This window comes from Stenotrophomonas riyadhensis (genome assembly GCF_040256885.1).
Lineage (GTDB): Bacteria > Pseudomonadota > Gammaproteobacteria > Xanthomonadales > Xanthomonadaceae > Stenotrophomonas > Stenotrophomonas riyadhensis.
The window spans coordinates 2,695,887-2,713,458 of the sequence record NZ_CP155568.1; the positions used below are offsets into that span (position 1 = coordinate 2,695,887).

A 17,572-nucleotide genomic window follows, 5' to 3' on the forward strand; every position below is an offset into this window, starting at 1 on the left:
GTAATGGCGCCGCCGCCCCTTCGGTAGTGCCGGCCGCTGGCCGGCAATCCGATCATCCATCGCGATCCAGCGCAGCCGGCCAGCGGCCGGCTCTACCACGAGAACGTCAGATATCGCTGTGGTGGTGCGGGACACCGGTTTTCGGCAGCGGGTCATGCCCACCCACGAAGTGGCGCACCACTGGCGCACGTTCGCCGCGATGCAGCCCGCGCAGCACTTCCTGGATCGCCTTGTCATCGGCAGTGATGCGTTCGTGCTGGCGCAGATGCTCCAGCCACGACGGGGTCACGAAATACTCCAGGTGGATGCCCGGGCTGGCCACGTCCTCCACCACACCCCAGACCACGGCGCCATCGCGGCGACGGATCGTGCCCAGTGCGCGCATCTGCGCCTGGAACGCGGCGCGATCAGCATCGTCAATGCGGTACTCGATGGTCACCAGCACCGGGCCGCGATCGTTGGATACCGGCACCGACAGTTCCGGTGCCGGCCAGTGTCCCGCCGGGCGCAGGTTCAGGTCTTCAGTACCGGCAATGCGGACGCGCCACACCAGCAATCCGCCGATCACCGCACCCGCGGCAGCCACCAGCAAGGCCAGCTCCGGCGAGGTGCGCTGCGCCAGTGCACCCCAGCTCAGGCCACCCGCCGCCATGCCAGCGGAAAACACCATGATGTACAGCGCCAGTGCACGCGCCCGTACCCACGCTGGCACTGCGGTCTGCGCGGCAATCTGCAGCGACGACAGCACGGTGATCCAGGCAAACCCATTGATCAGCATCACCAATGGCAGCACGTACCAGCTGCGGGTCAGCGCCAGCCCGACCAGGCTGAGCGCCAGCGACAGGGTGGCCAGCAGCACCAGCAGGTCACGGTCCATCTGCGCACGCAGCTTCGGCAGCAGCAACGCACCACCCACGGCACCGATCCCGATGCAGCCGAGCAGCATGCCGTACTGCCCCGCCCCACCCTGCATCTGGCCGCGCACCACCACCGGCAGCAGTGCATTCATTGCCGCAGCAAAGAAGAAGAAGCCGACCGACTTGATCAACACCGCCTGCAACCGTCCGGCACGGCTGGCATAGCGCAGGCCCGCCTTCAGGCCGGCACCGAAGCCTTCCGGCGGCAGGCTGGACTGCTTCGGGTCGCGCTTCCAGCCCCACACCACGAACAGCATCGCGGCGAAGGTGATGGCGTTGAAGCCGAACGCCCAGACCGCACCGAGCTGGGCGACGATCACGCCGCCGATGGCCGGGCCGATCGAGCGCGCGATGTTGATGCCGATCGAGTTCAGCGCCACCGCCGAGGCCAGCATCGGTTGCGGCACCAGTTCGGACACGATCGCTGCCTGCGCCGGCATCGCCATCGCCGCACCGCAGCCCATGCAGAAGGTCAGCAGCACCAGCAGCTGCGGGGTCAGCATGTCCATCGCGGTCAGTGCCGCCATCACCGCCGCGACCAGCAGCATCCAGCCCTGGGTGGCCAGCAGGTACCTGCGACGGTCGACGATGTCGGCCAGGGTACCTGCGGCCAGTGCCAGCAGCACGATCGGCACCGTGGTGGCCGATTGCACCAGGGCCACCATCAACGGTGAGCCGGTACGCTCGGCCATCACCCAGGCAGCGGCCACGTCATTGACCCAGGTGCCGATGTTGCTGGCCAGGATCGCCAGCCAGATCGAGCGGAACATCCGGATTTTCAGCGGGGACCAGGCGCCTGCGGCCTGTGCGGAAGGTTGCGACGCGGTTGCGTTCACCATTGCCATGCTCCAACGATCGAGGCGAACAACGTGTCCTGGCCTCCGGCCTGCTTCAGCGCAGGACCGGCGTCGACCCAGGCCAGCTGCAGCTGCCATTGCCAGTGTTCGCTGGCCTGCCAGCGGGTTTCGGATTTGTACTGATTACCGATGCGGCGCGCGCCACCGGCGCTGCCCGGCAAGGCCACCAGCGGTGCCGGCGTGGTGTAGACCGCATCGGCGCGCCGATGCTTCCAGGCCATCTGTACGCCCAGTTCCGTCGTCACCGCGTCGTGCAGGCGCAGGGTCAGGGTCGGCTGGATGTCCATCAGGTTGGCCGGGGCCAGCAGGCTGGCCTCGCTGAAATAGGCCGACTTCGGGAACAAGGCGTTGAAGGTTCCCAGCCGGCCGTCATGCAGGTTGCCATCGCCACTGGCGATGTCGGCCTTCAGCCCCAGCCGCGGCTGCAGCGGCAGGTTGGTCCAGCGCCACCCCGTATCGGTCGCCAGCGTCCAGGCGCGGATATCGAGCGTGCCGGCGGTCGTCCGCAGTTCACCGCCCTGCGCCACCAGCTCACTGTTCCAGTCCAGTGCACCGGCCTGGCCGAACCAGCGCGTGCCCAGAGTGTGCCGACGTTCGGTACCGCTGCCTGCGGCGAAGCGCGCGCCGTCGCGGCGGTAGTCCAGCAGGTACAGATCCCACTGGCCCGCCCACTGCCCGCGCGCCGTCGTGGCATACGCGCCCCAGAGATGGGCGCCGTGTTCGCCGCGATCATCAAAGGCGCCCGGCCGGTTCTCCACCGGCCGCAGCGCCATCAGATCAAGCGTGCCGAATCTACCTTTCCAACCCATACGTGCACCGTCGAACGCCAGGCGGATGTTCGGCCCATCACGCACCGACAGCAGCCGTGAACTGCCATAGCCGGCTTCCTGCCGGCCCAGCTGCAGATGGAACGCGCCCTGCTGCCAGCGCCAATACGCCTGCTGCACATCCAGCGCGCTGCGGTCGGTACGACCCGGGCCGCCGGCCTTGCCACTTTCACCATGCACACCCAGCTGCAGCTTCGCCTGCCAGGTCTCTTCCACATAGGTGGCCGAGGCCAACGCGCGCAGCAGGCCATAGCCATCCTCGCCACCGCCAATGCCGAACCGGCTCGGGTCGTAGTACAGCCCACGCACGCGCAGCGACGCCTCCCATTGCAGTTGGCCGTCGCCCGCGTCGCTGCAGCGGCCGCCGTCGCAGGCCTGCACCAGCGAGGGTGCGGCCAGCAGCGCCAGGCTCAGAACGCGAAGCACGAGCATCCCATCGCGCCCCAGAACGCGGTCAGGTCGTCGGTGGGTGCAGCATGCCGGGCCGCATGGCCGTGCGCGCCGTGGGTGCTGCAGGCCACACCGTGATGGTGATGGTGCGCGGCGGCCAATCCGGTGGCGGTACCGCCGACGTGGTAGCCACCGAACCTGTTGACCGGCGACCAGTTGGGCATCGCCGGCGGCAGCTGCGGCGCAAGCCCGGCATAGTCGGCGTCGGCATGCACGATGCGGCCACCGACCACGGTCAACACGCTGGTGATGTCGGCGATCTGCGCATCATCCACGCGGAAGAAATCGGCCGAGAGCAGGATGAAGTCGGCCAGCTGGCCGGCCTTCAGCGTGCCCTTGACCGCCTCGTCGCCGGAGAACCAGGCGCTGCCCTGGGTCCACAGGCGCAGCGCCTGCTCGCGTTCGAGCAGGTTCTCATCGCCATACAGGGCCAGCCCGCCCACGGTGCGTCCGGTCACCAGCCAGGACAACGCCACCCAGGGGTTGTAGCTGGCCACGCGGGTGGCGTCGGTACCGGCACCGACCGGCACGCCTTCGGCCAGCATGCGCTTGACCGGCGGCGTATGCCGCGCGGCCTGCACGCCGTAGCGCTCGACGAAGGCCTCGCCCTGGTAGGCCATGCGGTGCTGCACGGCAATGCCGCCGCCCAGCGCGCGGATGCGCTCGATGTTGCGCGGCGTGATCGTCTCAGCATGGTCGATGAACCAGTGCAGGCCATCGAACGGCACCTCGCGGTTGACCTGTTCGTACACATCGAGGATGCGGGTGATGCTCTCGTCGTACGTCGCATGGATGCGGAACGGCCAACGCTTCTCGACCAGCAGCTTCACCACATCGTGCAGTTCCGGTTCCAGCTCCGGCGGCAGTTCCGGGCGCGGTTCGTTGAACAGCTCGAAGTCGGCCGCGGAGAACACCAGCATCTCGCCGGCACCGTTGTGGCGCAGCAGGTCATCACCCTGCCGCGGCTGCAGCATCTCGCTCCAGCCGCGGAAATCATCCACTTCCTTGCCCTTGTTCTGGGTGAACAGGTTGTAGGCGATGCGCACCGTCAGCTGGTCATCGCGATGCAGCTGCTCGATGACCTGGTAGTCCTCGGGATAGTTCTGGAAACCGCCGCCGGCGTCGATCACCGAGGTGATGCCGAGCCGGTTCAGTTCGCGCATGAAGTGGCGCGTCGAATTGGCCTGGTACTCGATCGGCAGCTTCGGACCCTTGGCCAGGGTCGCGTACAGGATCAGCGCGTTGGGCTTGGCCAGCAGCAGCCCGGTCGGGTTGCCGAGCGAATCACGCACGATCTGCCCGCCCGGTGGATCCGGCGTGTCCTTGGTATAGCCGCAGGCGCGCAACGCGGCGCGGTTGAGCAGCGCCCGGTCGTACAGGTGCAGCAGGAATACCGGCGTATCCGGCGCGATGTCGTTGAGCTCCTGCAGCGTGGGCAGGCGCTTCTCGTTGAACTGGGTGGCGGTGAAGCCACCGACCACGCGCACCCACTGCGGTGCAGGCGTGCGGTCGACCTGCGCCTTCAGCATGTCCAAGGCATCGCCCAGCGAACGCAGGCCGTCCCAACGCAGTTCCAGGTTGTAGTTCAGGCCACCACGTATCAGGTGGGTATGGCTGTCGTTGAGGCCAGGCAGCAGGCGCCGGCCCTGGGCGTCGATCAGGGTCGCTTCATTGCCCCAGCCACGCATGATCTCCTCGTCGCTGCCGACGGCAACGATGCGCCCTTCCTGCACGGCCAGCGCCTGTGCATGCGGCTGCTGTGGGTCAAGGGTGGTGATGCGGGCATTGCGGATGACCAGCGTGCTCATGCGACGCTCCTTGGAAGTGGAATCGAGTGCGGCACCGGCACGGCCGGCCAGGCCCAGCGCCACCGCGGCGCTGCCGGCCAGCACCACGTTGCGGCGGCCGTGATCGAGTGGATCGTGACTCATGCGAGGTCTCCCGGAAGGCGTTGGCCGTCCAGTGCCCAGGCGCCGGGCCCGGTCAGCGCGAGGGCCAGCAGTACCGTGGTCCACATCAACGGGTACTCGCTGCCGCCGCGCATCCAGAACCAGCCCTTGGGCAGGGCCAACAGTACGGTGAAGCCGATGAAGGCCGCCGCTGCAAGCGCGGCGACGCGGGTCTGCCAGCCCAGCAGCACGGCCAGCCCTGACAGCACCTGCAGCAGGGCCAGCAGCAGCGGCAGCGGTGCCACCGCTGGCAGGCCGAAGCCGCGCAGTTCGGTGGCGAAGCCGGCCAGCCCGGGGCCACCGAACCAGCCGAACAGCTTGCCCAGCGCATGTGGCAGCAGGAATCCCCCGGCTGCCACGCGCAGCATCAGCAGGGCCAGGTCGAGGCCATGGCCAGCCAGCATGCTCAGTGCCCGCCTTCCTGCGCGCCGAACATGCGCTTGGCGTACTGGATGCCGATGCCATAGCCACCGGCGTGGTCGCGGGCGATGCCGGTGGTCAGGTCGTAGGTCTCACCACGCGCCCAGTCACGCTGCAGCTCCAACAGGTACTGCACGCTGGTCATCGGCACCGCACCGGCCTGCACCATGCGGGTGATCGCACGCTCGTGTGCTTCTTCGCTGACATCACCGCAGGCATCGGTGATCACGTAGACCTCGAAACCCTGCGCCAGCGCCGACAGCGCCGGGCCGACGATGCAGACGCTGGTCCACAGGCCGGCAAGGACCAGGCGACGCTTGCCGATGCGGTTGATCTCATCGATCACCGGCTGGTCTTCCCAGGTGTTCATCGAGGTACGGTCGAACACCGGCTGGCCCGGGAAGATCTCCGGCAGTTCCGGGAACATCGGGCCGGAGAACGACGCTTCGGCAACGGTGGTCAGCAGCACCGGCACGTTGAAGCCCTTGGCGCCCTTGCTGATCAGCGACACGTTGTTGCGCAGCGCGGAGATGTCGATGGTGTGGGTAGCAAACGCCATCTGTGACTGGAAGTCGATCAGCACCAGGGCATGGTCGGTGGGCGACAACAGGGCCGGGGCGGGCGTGGCGGTGGCAAGGCTCATGGTTGGACTCCGTTGGAAACACGATCAGGGGGAAGCAACAGGGCGGCATCACCGGCCAGGTACTGGCCGGGGCTGCAGCCGGTCTCGGCGCGGAAGCTGCGGACGAAATGGCTCTGGTCGAAGAAGCCCAGCTGCTGCGCCAAGCAGGACATCGGCAGCTGCGCGACCGGCAACAACTGGCGCGCACGTTCGATGCGGCGACGGCGCACGTAGCGCAGCGGGCTTGCACCGGTGCCGCTGCGGAACAGGCGCACCAGATGGAAACGGCTGACACAGGCGGCCTGCGCCAGTTCGGTCACCCGCAACGGTTGTGACAGATGCTCGTCGACGTAGCGCAGGGCGCGCTGCAATGCCGCCGCCTGGTGCGGGGCCAGCGATGCAGCAGGCGAAGCCGACGGGGAAACAGTGGCCATGTGGGGCGCCGCGAAGGGGTGGCCCATGGTGCGTGTACGCCGGGCGATGCCCTACCCCCGTCGGTCGAGGCCAGCACCTACCCGAATGGGGGAGGCCGATGGCCGAGCCGGCGACGACCGAACAGCCGCGCATCCAGTGAATAGGCACCCGGGCCCAGCGCCAGCAAGGCCAGCGGCAACACCACCAGTGGCCACGGCAGTGCCTGTGCATACAGGCCCAGTGTTGCCGGCAGTACCGCCAGCGGCGTCAGTACGCCCAGCGCGAGCATCGCCACCGCCAGCAGGCACAGCGCCGACAGCCAGCCCGCGGCGTGCGTGCCCGGCGTGCACAACGCAGCGGCCACGCACAGCCGCAGCCACAGCAGGCCGATGCCCGGCCCGCGGTCGGGGAACATCACGAACAGGCGCTGCATGGCCGGGCTCCACAGGACATGCCGGCGTGATAGCCGACCTCGGCACCAGGCGCCTACCCCGTTCGGGTCACCCGGGGCTGCCCCGCACCTGCCAGAATGCGCGCCATGCATGGCCGCCCCTTCCCGTTCCTGCGTCGCCTGCCGGCGCTGCTGACGTGCCTGCTGCTGTGGACCGCCCTGCCCGCCCTTGCCGTGCAGCGACCGGCCGTGAGCAGCGGGTTGCCTGGCTACGAGCACACCGCGTGGCGGGTCGGCCAGGGTGCACCCGGTGACATCTGGGACATCAGCCAGGACCGTGACGGCCTGTTGTGGCTGGCCACCGGTTCGGGCCTGTACCGTTTCGATGGACGCCGCTTCGAACGGCAGGCGCCACCGGCTGGCACCCGCTACCCGTCCACCAACATGGTCACGTTGGAACACAGCGCCGATGGCGCACTGTGGATCGGCTATTTCCAGGCAGGCATCAGCCAGTTCGCGCGCGGCCAGCTGTACAACTACGGCCGCGGCCAGGGCGTGCCGGTTGGCGTGGTCCCGCACTTCAGCCAGGACCGCGACGGCCGGATGTGGGCGGCCATCAATGGAGGGCTGCGCGAGTTCGATGGCCAGCGCTGGCAGCCGCTGCCCGCGGGCGCCGGGGTGCCGGAACACCGCGTGCAATGGGTGCTGCACGACAGCCGCGGCACCTTCTGGGTACTGGCCGACCTCAGGATCTGGATGCGCCCTGCAGGCCAGCCGCGTTTCGAGGACACCGGCATCGCCGTATCCCAGATGGCGACGCTGACCGAGAGCCCGCAGGGCGAAGTCTGGCTGGCCGACCGTGTGCGCGGCACCTCGCCGCTGGCCAACGCGCAGGGCCTGCTGCCGGACAGCGAACGCGAAGCGCGACGCCTGCCGGACCTGGTCGCCGCACGCCTGCAGTTCACTGCCGACGGCGCGTTATGGGCCACGATGAGCCCGCATGGCGGTGTCGCGCGGATCACGTTCGACGGCAGCCGCGCCGTGCGCATGGAGCGTTTCGATTCGCCGCACGGGCTGACCGCCACCTCGGCCGTGCCGATCATCGCCGACCGCGAAGGCAATCTCTGGGTTGGCACCAATCTCGGCCTCAACCGCTTCCGCGCGCGTAGCGTGCACACGCTGGCGGTCGGCCCCAGTGATCCCTATCGCTCGCTGGTGCGGGCCAGCGATGGGCGTGTGTACGGCTACGGCGAGGACCTCAAGCCGTACGACCTGCGCCGGCCACTGCTGGAAGGCAGCGCCGCACAACTGCAGGCGGCCGCGCGCCGGGCGCCCACGCCGATCTGGCAGTTCGACTGGGTCAACCTGGCACGCACGGTGGCTGGCCACTCCACGCTGATTCCGCTGCCCGAGCCCTTCACCGGGCAACCGCTGCATGCCCTGCTGTTCGCCGATGACGACCAGGCCTGGGTCTGCACCGGTGAACGTGGCGTGCTGCATTATCTGCACGGCCAGTGGCAGCGCGAAACGCGCCTGCCCGAACAGGCCTGCTCATCACTGGCGCTGGATGCCAATGGCCAGCTGCTGCTCGGCTATGCCGACGGCCGGCTGCGCAGCATGGGAGCGACCCGCATCGAAACCTTCGATGCCAACCACGGGCTGTCGGTCGGCCCGGTCACCGCACTGCTACACCACGAGGATCTTTTGCTGGTGGCCGGTGAGGCCGGGCTGGCCGCCCGCATCGGCAAGGGCCGCTTCATGCCGGTCAACACCGACATGGCCGGCGTGCTGGAGGGCATCACCGGCATGGTTGCCGATGCGCACGGTCACCTGTGGCTCAATGGCAGCCGTGGCCTGGTCCGGCTGGGGAGCGATCAGCTGCGACGGGCGCTGCGTACCGGGCAGCCGGTGACGCCACGCCTGTTCGATGCGGTGGATGGCATGCCGGGCATCGCCCTGCAGAGCGGACCGATCGCCACCGCCGCGCTGGCCGATGACGGACTGCTGTGGCTGGCCACCAACCAGGGCCTGGCCTGGCTGGATACCACGCGCTCGCACATCAACACCATGGCGCCCAGCGTGCGCATCGGCGAAGTGCTGTACGGCAGCGCACACGAGCCCCTGCGTGACGGCCTGCGCCTGCCGGCCGGCACCAGCCAGCTGCCGATCGACTACGTGGCGCTGTCGCTGGCACGTCCGGAGCGCAACCGCTACCGCTATCGCCTGTCCGGCGTTGACGATGGCTGGCAGGATGCCGGCAGCAGCACGCGGGCGTACTACACCAACCTCGCCCCGGGCAATTATCGGTTCGACGTGGAGGCCGCCAACGAAGACGGTATCTGGAGCACTACGCCTGCCAGCCGCAGCTTCCGCATCGCGCCCACCTTCATGCAGACCGTGTGGTTCAAGCTGCTGTGCGCAGCCGCGATCCTCGCGCTGCTGGTGATGGCGGTGCGAATCCGCAGCGGGCAACTGGCGGCCTTGTTCCGCGCACGCCTGCAGGAGCGCAACGGCGAACGCGAACGCATTGCCCGCGACCTGCACGACACCCTGCTGCAGGGCAGCCAGGGCCTGATCCTGCGCCTGCACGCGATCAGCCAGTCGCCGCAGACCCCGGACACGGTGCGCGGCCAGCTGGAATCGGCGATGCAACTGGCCGAGCGCAACCTGGCCGAGGGCCGTGAGCGGGTCAACGCACTGCGTGATGGTCCCTTCGCCGGCCGTGACCTCGCTTCAGCGCTGGCCGATGTGCATGCCGAGTACGCCGGGCATGGCACCAATCCACTGCGCCTGACCGTGGAAGGCGCAACCCCACCACTGCAGGCCGATGCCGCCGAAGAAGTGTTCCTGATCGGACGCGAAGCCATCCGCAATGCGTTGCGCCATGCCAACGCCAGCGCCATCGAAGTGGAGCTGTCCTACGGCACGCGGTGCTTCCTGCTGCACGTGCGCGATGATGGCGTCGGCATCACCGATGAAGACGCCGGCCACGGCCATTGGGGGCTGCAGGGCATGCGTGAACGTGCACAACGTCTTGGCGCCGAACTGCAGCTGTGGACCCGGCCCGGCCTGGGCACCGAAGTGGCGCTGGCGGTCCCGGCACGGCGCCTGTATCACCGCCGTCCATCGCGCTGGCGCTGGCCCTGGAGTAAAGCAAACCATGACTGAGTCCCCTGCCCCGATCGGCGTGCTGGTGGTCGACGACCATCCACTGCTGCGCGACGGCCTGGCCGCCCTGCTGGGCGCACAACCCGATCTGCGCCTGCTCGGCGAGGCCGCCGATGGCGAGGAAGCCATCGCCTGCTACCAGCGGCTGCAGCCCGACGTGGTGCTGATGGACCTGCAGATGCCACGGCTGGATGGCGTCGAAGCGATCGCGCGGATCCGCGCGATGGACCCGCGCGCGCGCATCATCGTGCTGACCACCTACCGTGGTGACGTACGCGCGGTCCGCGCGCTGCAGGCCGGTGCCAGCGCCTACCTGCTGAAGGACATGCTGCGTCACGAACTGATCGACACCATCCGCATCGTCGCCGGTGGCCGGCGCGCACCGATTCCGCCGGCAGTGGCGGCGAGCATTGCGGCGCATGTCGTCGAGGATCGGCTGTCACCGCGTGAAACCGAGGTGCTGCGGCACGTCGCCAGCGGGCTGTCGAACAAGCGCATCGGCGAGCGCATGCAGATTTCCGAGCAGACGGTGAAAGCGCACATGAAGAGCCTGATGGACAAGCTCGGCGTGGGTGATCGCACGCACGCGGTCACCCAGGCGCTGCGGCGCGGGATCATCAGCCTGGACGACAGCGGTCACGATTAGGGGGTTGTTCGGCAGGGCCTGCGGCCCTGCACCTGCGGTAGTGCCGGCCGCTGGCCGGCAACCTCAACGGCAACAGCATGGAATCCGTGGGATGGCGGTAGAGCCACGCCATGCGTGGATGAATCGCAATCGGGGTCGACCATCCCGACGTTCGGTCCAAGGACAAGGCGGCGCACTTCCAGCTACAGCGCCTCGGCCAGGAACGCGAGCACCGCGGGCCCTACCTCACGGTCCGCAAGCGCGTGACCTTCAGCGGTACCCCCCACGTCAATGAACGGGCCCACATCATGGCGATGGGTGGTCGGCTGCAGGATCGGCGTGAGCAGATGTCCGGCGTCTGCGTAATACAGGAAGCGATCGCGCGTTCCCCGCCCGGCCGCCGCCAGCTGGCGTTGCGCCACCGCCATCATCACACCTGAATCGCCGAGGCGATCATCCCCTCCACCAATCCACAGCGTGCGTGCAGCGATGTTCCCGATGGGCAGCATCGCCGCACGCAATGCCGGTTCCCACTGCGGCCCCGGCCTACCCCAGTCAATCTCCTCGCGATACGGCAGCCACGGCAGCGGCCGGCCCTGCCAGCTCAATGGTGATCGCTCCACCGCGCGGAAATCCGCAGGAGCCACGTCGCGTGCAATACCGCGGAACGGGGCTGGACTGCCGACCCAGGACACCGCGGCGCGCAGCCCGGGCAGATGCACCGCCGTCGCCATGGTCACGATGCCGCCCCAGGAGCCTCCCATCAGCCCCACCCGCTGCGGGTCCACGCAGGGATGCCGTTGCAGCCAATGCACTGCATCGCGCACGGTTTCGAGCGGAACCTCGATCAGGTCCTTGGGCACCCCCGGCCCGCGGTACCACGCCACCGACAGCGCGACGTAGCCGTTGCTCGCCAACCAGGCGGCATAGAGGTCACCACCGTCGAATCCACCTTCCGCACCGCCCAAGGCCACCACTGCGGGCGCCCCTGCATCGGTTTTCAGGTCCGCCGGCAGGTACAGGTGCGCGGGGCGACCCTCGATCTGGACCCGTTGCACCCGCACCCCAGGCAGCATCAGGTGGCGCTGCAGGGAACGCCGTGCAACCACCGATCCTGCACGCTCCACCTCCAGTTCGAAGGTCTGTGGCTGGAACCCCACGCCATCGCCGGAGCGCTGCCACTGCACGGGAAGTGCACGGGCCCTTCCTTCCTGCGGCTGCATCGACCAGATCAGCCCGCTGGCGTCGATACCCCGGTAGCTGCCCTGCTCGGAGCCGCTGCGTGAGGTGTCGACAATCCCTTGGAGGTCCGCGCGAAGTACGGCCTGTGACTGCCAGCGCTGGCCGGCACTGTCCTGCATCGACAACCGCAGCTGGATCGCTTCGGCCGCCGCCAGCCCCTCGACGGTAATGATGGGCACGCGATCGGCGCGCCCCTGATGATCCTCGACGTTGACCCTTACATCAGCCAACGCAGGCAGCGTCAGCACGCCCAGCAACACCCCCACGCTCCAACGCATCCGCATATCCCGCCTCGCTCTGCAAAACCGCAGGGTGCACTGCCCGCAGCGCGTGGATTGCATACTTCGGCGACGATGGCGCCAACCGTTCCATCTCTGGCACCAGCCGTGCGTCAGGTACGTGTCGCCAGTGCTGCTTCCAGCGCCGGCCGGTAGCTGCGGCTGACAGGTAGCTGCACATCGTCGGCCAACACAAGCAGCGCATCGCCATTGTGACGCTCGATCAGTGATCGCACCCGCAGCGGATTCACCAGTATCGAACGATGCACGCGCAGCAGCCCTCCCCCCGCCAGTCGCCCGGCCAGCTGTGCCAGAGGTTCGCGAAGCAGATGCAGTTGCTGTCCTACGTGCACGCAGGCGTAGTGTCCGGCCATGTCGACATAGTCGATCTGCGCCAGCGGCACATACTGGACGCCACCGGTACCAGGTACTGCCAGCGCCTGCGCACCGTGGTCCGTAGCCGGTGCCAGCCCCGCCAACCGGCGCACGCGCTCGATCGCTTCCTGCAGGCGCGGCGCCGCCACCGGTTTAAGCAGATAGTCGGCTACGCCCAGTTCAAAGGCGCGCAGCGCGTGCTGTGGTAGCGCGGTGACGAAGATGGTGTGTGCCGCCAGCGCCGGCTGCTGCTGCGGCAACTCCCAGCCGCGACCGTCGGGCAGCACCAGATCCAGCAGCAACAGATCGAATCGGCGCCCCCGCAGCTGCTCGCGTGCCTGCGAAAGAGTGGCGGCTTCGGCATCGATCCGGACCTGCGGAATGTCAACCAGCAACTGGCGCAGGCGGCCACGCGCCAGTGCAACGTCGTCCACCAGCAGGACACTCAATGGACGCGTCATGCGACGACCTCCGGCAGGACCAGCCGTGCACGGTAGCCACCGTGCTCGCTGCCGGCCTGCAGCCTGCCTCCCGACAACGCCAGCCGCCGCTGCACCGCAGCGTGGCCAGTACCCAGGCCATCGCTCGTAGAGGGGCGCATGCAGGGATTGAACAGCGTCACCTCAAGCAGGCCTCCTTCCACCTGCGCATGCAGCTCGATCCGCAAGGGCGCATCACCGGGCTGCCAGCCGCTGTGCAGGACCGCGTTCTCGATCAACGGCTGCAGCAGCAGGCCCGGCACCTGCCACGCCAGGGCCTGGGCGCTGGCCTGCAGGTGCAGCTGCAGCGCCTCGTCGCGCAGCAGCGACTGCAGGGCCACATAGTCCTGGGCGGCTCCGAGCTCATCGGCCAGGGCGCGATGCGGCGGGCATTGCAGGGTATCGCGAAGCAGCGAGGACAGCTGTGCCAACGCCATGTCCGCCATGCCGGGGTGCTGCAGGGCCAGGCCACCAATGGCGTTGAGTGCATTGAACAGGAAGTGGTGCTGCAGATGTTGGCGCAGGGCGGCTTCACGGGCCTGCCGCAGCACCTCCGACTGCGCCTTCAAGCGCTGCAACCCGGCCAGGCCATGACCCACGCCCGCCACCGCGATGAAGGTCGGCAATGCGAACAACGCCGTGATACCGATCGCACGCATCACCTGCGCCGGTGCAGGCCAGGGTCGCGCCTGCCACTGTTGCAGCAGCAGGTGGCCCAAGGTCCATCCCAGTGCGGTCAGCAATGGGGTCAGCAGCAGGCCCAGACCCAGCCAGCCAATCAGATGCCGGCGTCCAGGCAGTGGCCAGCGCCGGCACGCTGCCCACAACGCCGGCGTCGCCAGCATCCAGGGCAGCTCGGCGCCCAGGATGAACAACGCCGCCGGCAGCAGACCACCGGGTGTCTGGCTCAGGTGTACTGCAGGCACCGCGGTGGCGATCAACAGCCCCCACAGGGCCAGCATCACCCAACACGGGCGTGGCAACGAAAGTGGCGGCTCTGCGGCAGGCAGCAGGAAGTCAGGGGAAACAGGCATGCAGGGATTCAAACCGGAAACGGGCACCATGCTAGGTGCCCGCACCGGATCGTTCCCGTGCCGGAAGCAAGGGGCTCATCCACGCATGGCGTGGATCTACTGCTGACCGCAGGTGGCGATGCCTTGAAGGTTACCGGTAGATCCACGCCATGCGTGGATTCCGTTCGAGGCCCCAGGGTCGGATCCCTTCCCACGGGGAAGGGCTCTGACCCTGTCTATCATTGCGCCTTCGCAGCCTCGACATTCCACGCTGCGACCTTGGTCTTGGTGTCGGCCAGCATCTTGTCCAGCGCGGCGCGGTCATACACGTTGCCGCGCAGGATCACGCTGTCGATTTTTTCGGTGGCAGCAATGTCCTGCAGCGGGTTGGCGGTCAGCAGCACCAGATCGGCGGCCTTGCCCTGCGCGACTCCACCATAACGGTCCATCTGGCCGAACCAGGACGGGCCGGAACGGGTTGCGGCCGACAGCGCCTGCGGTGCGCTCAGGCCCTCCTTCACGAACAGCTGCAGCTCCTGGTGCAGGGCGATGCCCGGGAAGTTGAACGAGTTGAGGAAACCCGCATCGGTGCCCGCAATGATCGTCACACCGGCTTCCTGCAGCATCGGCAGCACCGCCGCGACCTGGTGATACTGCGCGTGGCGCGCTTCGATCTGTGCCGGCGTGGCCTTGGCGGCACGGTCGACGCGCCACTGGTAGGTCGCGCGCAGGCCCGGACCGATATAGGCCAGGTACGGATCGTTGGCGTGGTCATCCTGGTCGAGGTAGTCGAGGATGCGGCCGCCGTTGAGGGTCGGGGTCACGAATACGCCGCGCTTTGCGAAATCGCGGTACGCGTGCATCGCCGTGTCGCGGTCGAAGCTGGCGTCGAGGCGCCGGTTGGCTTCGGCGCGGTCGATGCGACCGGCACCGAAGTCGGCAGCGATCTGCGCTTCGTCCTTGCTGCCGGCCTTGAATGCGTAATCCAGATGCTCGATCGAGGCCAGGCCGGCATCGACCGCCTGCTCCACGGTCAGTGCCATCGGAATATGCCCCGAGGCCTTGAAGCCGGCCTTGCGCGCAGCACTGGCCGAGTACAGGAACAGTTCCGGCTTCAGCGTGCTGTCGGTGATCTTCACGAAATCAACCTTGTCGTGCTGCAGGCGGGTGATCGCCTTGTCGGCGTCAGCCTCGCTCCCCACCTCGATCGTGCCCTTCCAGACCGGCTTGATGCCTTCGATCTTCGCGCCCGAACTGAGCAGGCGCGGACCAAACAGCGTGCCCTTTGCGATCTCGCCGCGCCACTGCAGCACCTGCTCGGGCAGGTCACCGGAACAGTCGCGCACGGTGGTGATGCCGTGCGCGATATATAGCGGCAGCAGCGCCTTGTTCTCTTCGATCAGCGCCGGGCCACCGCCGAAATGCACGTGCATGTCCCACAGGCCCGGGATCAGGTACTTGCCCTTGGCATCGATCTGGCGGGCAGCGCTCCACTGGCTGTGCATCGTGGCGTCCGGGCCGACGGCGACGATGTCCTCGCCACGGATCACCACGCTCTGCCCAGCCAGGGTGCTGGCGTGCTCGACATCGACCACGGTGGCATTGCGGATCAACAGGTCAGCGCGCTCGGCGGCCGAGGCCGACAGCGGGGCCACCGCAAGGAGGATGGCAAGGGACAACGGACGGGAACGGAACATGGACAGCATCCTGGTGGGCACGCGCAGCGTGCAGGGTGGAAGGGGACGGTCTTCAGCGTGCCGCGCCGTGCTGGCGCAGCAGGGTTTCAATTCCGGTATAGCCGCGCTGGCGCGCGTGCGCCAGCGGCGTCACGCCGTCGCCGTCGGCCAGTTCGGGGTCGGCGCCGGCCTCCAGCAGCAGCTGCACGATCTGCACGTGGCGCGCGCCGCCATCCCCGAGCAGGATCGCTTCCAGCAGCGCGGTCCAGTGCAGGCGGTTGACATGGTCCACAGCGACGCCGGCACGCAGCAGCGTGCGCACGGTGGCGACGTGGCCGCGCTCGGCGGCGGGAATCAAGGCGGTGCCGCCGTAGCGGTTGGTGCTGCGCAGGTCAGCGCCATGCGCCAGGGTCATCGCCAGGATCTCGTCCAGTCCACGCGCGCCGGCGTACAGGTAGGCGCTGTCCTGCAACGCATCCTTGGCGTTGACGTCGGCGCCGGCTTCGATCAGTTCACGCGCGGCATCCACGTTGTTGCCGTGCGTGGCCAGCAGCAGCGCGGTGCGGCCCTGGCCATCGCGCGCCTCCAGATCGGCGCCGTCTTCCAGCGCTCCGCGCACCGCCTCGGCATCGCCGCGGGTGGCGGCATCGCGCAGGCGGCCATCAGCCGAGCCCGCGGTGGCCGAACAGGCTGGAATGACCATCGCCAGCAGGCACAGCAGCAACAGGCGCCCCATCGGAGCGGGCCAGCGATGGCAACGATGGATTCGCATCTTCGGTTCTCCTGTGCGGCGAGCACTGCGGGCGATGCCGGTACAACCGGGGCGCGGTGCTTGCTGCCCCCTCCCCTGCATGGTAGAAGTCGTCACGCGCATCCAGAAGTGAAATGTTCAAATGCAAGACAGTGCCAAATCGAATAGAACGCTGTTCGAACTGGACCTGCTGCGGGCGCTGGTGATGGTGGCCGACTGCGGCAGCTTCACCACGGCGGCCACGCGCCTGCATTCGACCCAGTCCACGGTCAGCCAGAAGGTGCGCCGACTGGAGGAACTGGCCGGGCATCGCCTGCTCGAACGCGGCCACCGCGACGTACACCCCACCGACGCCGGTCACACCCTGCTTGGCTACGCGCGGCGCATGCTCGACCTGAACGAGGAAATGGCGCAGGCGCTGGCCGGCGCCACCGTGGAAACCGCAGTGCGCATCGGCGTGCCCGAGGACTTCGTCAACGCACAGACCACGCGCATGCTGGCCGCCTTCAGCCGCCGCCACCCACAGGTGAAACTGGAGATCAGCAGCGGCCTCAGCCGCGACCTGGCCCACGGCTTCGACCATGGCGAGCTGGACCTGGTGCTGGTCAAGCAACGCCGCAACACGCGCCAGGCGGTGCACTGCCGGCGCGAGCCGATGCACTGGATCGACAGCCTGCGCAGCAGCTGCCTGCAGCAGGACCCGTTGCCGCTGGTCACCTTCCCGCCGCGCGGGCTGTACCGCGACGAGATGATCCACGCCGTGGAGGCGCTGGGCCTGCGCTGGCGCATCGCCTTCACCAGTTCGTCGCTGAGTGGCATCCAGGGCGCGGTGGCCGATGGCATCGGCATCAGCCTGCTGCCACGCCGCGCGGTCACCCGCGATCACCGCATCATCGATGGCGAGCGCGAGCTGCCGGTGATCGACAACTACGAGATCGGCCTGCTGCATCGCGCCGATGCCGATGATGCGGTGCGTGCGCTGGCCAGCGAACTGTGGCGCCAGGTGCAGCGCGAACCGGACTGACCACCGCACCAGAGGTAGTGCCGGCCGCTGGCCGGCAACCTCGACAGCCACATTGTCCAGCGCGGGCATGGATCTCGCGCATTGATCATCGATA

At 68.2% G+C, this 17,572-nt stretch carries 15 protein-coding genes; 3 read left to right on the forward strand and 12 right to left on the reverse strand.

The window, feature by feature from the left end:
• Positions 1-106 precede the first annotated feature (106 nt).
• The 7 genes from SriyCCGPB3_RS12625 to SriyCCGPB3_RS12655 form a co-directional block, all read right to left on the reverse strand.
• Positions 107-1,756 (reverse strand): MFS transporter, encoded by a 1,650-nt coding sequence (locus SriyCCGPB3_RS12625; protein WP_110712609.1) that lies wholly within the window; start codon positions 1,754-1,756, stop codon positions 107-109.
• A complete protein-coding gene (locus SriyCCGPB3_RS12630; RefSeq protein ID WP_164161977.1) occupies positions 1,750-3,033 on the reverse strand; it encodes an alginate export family protein in 1,284 nt (427 codons plus the stop codon). The genes SriyCCGPB3_RS12625 and SriyCCGPB3_RS12630 overlap by 7 nt, the downstream gene beginning before the upstream one ends.
• The gene (locus tag SriyCCGPB3_RS12635) at positions 3,012-4,859 is read right to left on the reverse strand and encodes an amidohydrolase (protein ID WP_180846337.1); all 1,848 of its coding nucleotides are present in this window, start codon (positions 4,857-4,859) and stop codon (positions 3,012-3,014) included. The genes SriyCCGPB3_RS12630 and SriyCCGPB3_RS12635 overlap by 22 nt, the downstream gene beginning before the upstream one ends.
• A gap of 119 nt (positions 4,860-4,978) precedes the next feature.
• A complete protein-coding gene (locus tag SriyCCGPB3_RS12640; RefSeq protein ID WP_049398467.1) occupies positions 4,979-5,404 on the reverse strand; it encodes a DoxX family protein in 426 nt (141 codons plus the stop codon).
• Positions 5,405-5,406: 2 nt separating this feature from the next.
• Positions 5,407-6,063, reverse strand: coding sequence for a hydrolase (locus SriyCCGPB3_RS12645; protein WP_110712612.1), 657 nt, complete (start codon positions 6,061-6,063; stop codon positions 5,407-5,409).
• Positions 6,060-6,503 (reverse strand): helix-turn-helix transcriptional regulator, encoded by a 444-nt coding sequence (locus SriyCCGPB3_RS12650; RefSeq protein ID WP_110712613.1) that lies wholly within the window; start codon positions 6,501-6,503, stop codon positions 6,060-6,062. The genes SriyCCGPB3_RS12645 and SriyCCGPB3_RS12650 overlap by 4 nt, the downstream gene beginning before the upstream one ends.
• A gap of 50 nt (positions 6,504-6,553) precedes the next feature.
• On the reverse strand, positions 6,554-6,889 hold the full coding sequence (locus SriyCCGPB3_RS12655) for a hypothetical protein (protein WP_110712614.1): 336 nt from the start codon (positions 6,887-6,889) through the stop codon (positions 6,554-6,556).
• A gap of 96 nt (positions 6,890-6,985) precedes the next feature.
• Here SriyCCGPB3_RS12655 and SriyCCGPB3_RS12660 point away from each other — a divergent pair, with 96 nt between their 5' ends.
• A complete protein-coding gene (locus SriyCCGPB3_RS12660) occupies positions 6,986-10,015 on the forward strand; it encodes a sensor histidine kinase (RefSeq protein WP_350259353.1) in 3,030 nt (1,009 codons plus the stop codon).
• Positions 10,008-10,661, forward strand: a complete 654-nt coding sequence (locus SriyCCGPB3_RS12665) for a response regulator (RefSeq protein WP_180854475.1) — start codon at positions 10,008-10,010, stop codon at positions 10,659-10,661. Before SriyCCGPB3_RS12660 ends, SriyCCGPB3_RS12665 begins: the two co-directional genes overlap by 8 nt.
• Before the next feature lie 182 nt (positions 10,662-10,843).
• Here SriyCCGPB3_RS12665 and SriyCCGPB3_RS12670 read toward each other — a convergent pair whose 3' ends face one another.
• From SriyCCGPB3_RS12670 to SriyCCGPB3_RS12690, 5 genes are all read right to left on the reverse strand, one after another.
• Complete coding sequence (locus SriyCCGPB3_RS12670) at positions 10,844-12,142, reverse strand: acyl-CoA thioesterase/bile acid-CoA:amino acid N-acyltransferase family protein (RefSeq protein ID WP_350259354.1); 1,299 nt, start codon at positions 12,140-12,142, stop codon at positions 10,844-10,846.
• 131 nt (positions 12,143-12,273) lie between these two features.
• Positions 12,274-12,996: a LytR/AlgR family response regulator transcription factor gene (locus tag SriyCCGPB3_RS12675; protein ID WP_180854476.1), complete on the reverse strand. Its 723-nt coding sequence runs from the start codon at positions 12,994-12,996 to the stop codon at positions 12,274-12,276.
• Positions 12,993-14,048, reverse strand: a complete 1,056-nt coding sequence (locus SriyCCGPB3_RS12680; RefSeq protein ID WP_248857886.1) for a sensor histidine kinase — start codon at positions 14,046-14,048, stop codon at positions 12,993-12,995. The genes SriyCCGPB3_RS12675 and SriyCCGPB3_RS12680 overlap by 4 nt, the downstream gene beginning before the upstream one ends.
• A 218-nt stretch (positions 14,049-14,266) precedes the next feature.
• The gene (locus tag SriyCCGPB3_RS12685; protein ID WP_350259355.1) at positions 14,267-15,724 is read right to left on the reverse strand and encodes an amidohydrolase family protein; all 1,458 of its coding nucleotides are present in this window, start codon (positions 15,722-15,724) and stop codon (positions 14,267-14,269) included.
• A gap of 52 nt (positions 15,725-15,776) precedes the next feature.
• On the reverse strand, positions 15,777-16,475 hold the full coding sequence (locus SriyCCGPB3_RS12690) for an ankyrin repeat domain-containing protein (protein ID WP_110712618.1): 699 nt from the start codon (positions 16,473-16,475) through the stop codon (positions 15,777-15,779).
• Positions 16,476-16,596: 121 nt separating this feature from the next.
• Here SriyCCGPB3_RS12690 and SriyCCGPB3_RS12695 point away from each other — a divergent pair, with 121 nt between their 5' ends.
• The gene (locus SriyCCGPB3_RS12695) at positions 16,597-17,478 is read left to right on the forward strand and encodes a LysR substrate-binding domain-containing protein (protein ID WP_110712619.1); all 882 of its coding nucleotides are present in this window, start codon (positions 16,597-16,599) and stop codon (positions 17,476-17,478) included.
• Positions 17,479-17,572: the final 94 nt, after the last annotated feature.

Excerpts from the sequence above, each read along its gene's own strand:
- SriyCCGPB3_RS12625 (WP_110712609.1), bottom strand. The coding sequence starts at position 1,756 with ATGGTGAACGCAACCGCGTCGCAACCTTCCGCACAGGCCGCAGGCGCC.
- SriyCCGPB3_RS12630 (WP_164161977.1), bottom strand. The coding sequence starts at position 3,033 with ATGCTCGTGCTTCGCGTTCTGAGCCTGGCGCTGCTGGCCGCACCCTCG.
- SriyCCGPB3_RS12635 (WP_180846337.1), bottom strand. The coding sequence starts at position 4,859 with ATGAGCACGCTGGTCATCCGCAATGCCCGCATCACCACCCTTGACCCA.
- SriyCCGPB3_RS12640 (WP_049398467.1), bottom strand. The coding sequence starts at position 5,404 with ATGCTGGCTGGCCATGGCCTCGACCTGGCCCTGCTGATGCTGCGCGTG.
- SriyCCGPB3_RS12645 (WP_110712612.1), bottom strand. The coding sequence starts at position 6,063 with ATGAGCCTTGCCACCGCCACGCCCGCCCCGGCCCTGTTGTCGCCCACC.
- SriyCCGPB3_RS12650 (WP_110712613.1), bottom strand. The coding sequence starts at position 6,503 with ATGGGCCACCCCTTCGCGGCGCCCCACATGGCCACTGTTTCCCCGTCG.
- SriyCCGPB3_RS12655 (WP_110712614.1), bottom strand. The coding sequence starts at position 6,889 with ATGCAGCGCCTGTTCGTGATGTTCCCCGACCGCGGGCCGGGCATCGGC.
- SriyCCGPB3_RS12660 (WP_350259353.1), top strand. The coding sequence starts at position 6,986 with ATGCGCGCCATGCATGGCCGCCCCTTCCCGTTCCTGCGTCGCCTGCCG.
- SriyCCGPB3_RS12665 (WP_180854475.1), top strand. The coding sequence starts at position 10,008 with ATGACTGAGTCCCCTGCCCCGATCGGCGTGCTGGTGGTCGACGACCAT.
- SriyCCGPB3_RS12675 (WP_180854476.1), bottom strand. The coding sequence starts at position 12,996 with ATGACGCGTCCATTGAGTGTCCTGCTGGTGGACGACGTTGCACTGGCG.
- SriyCCGPB3_RS12680 (WP_248857886.1), bottom strand. The coding sequence starts at position 14,048 with ATGCCTGTTTCCCCTGACTTCCTGCTGCCTGCCGCAGAGCCGCCACTT.
- SriyCCGPB3_RS12685 (WP_350259355.1), bottom strand. The coding sequence starts at position 15,724 with ATGTTCCGTTCCCGTCCGTTGTCCCTTGCCATCCTCCTTGCGGTGGCC.
- SriyCCGPB3_RS12690 (WP_110712618.1), bottom strand. The coding sequence starts at position 16,475 with ATGCGAATCCATCGTTGCCATCGCTGGCCCGCTCCGATGGGGCGCCTG.
- SriyCCGPB3_RS12695 (WP_110712619.1), top strand. The coding sequence starts at position 16,597 with ATGCAAGACAGTGCCAAATCGAATAGAACGCTGTTCGAACTGGACCTG.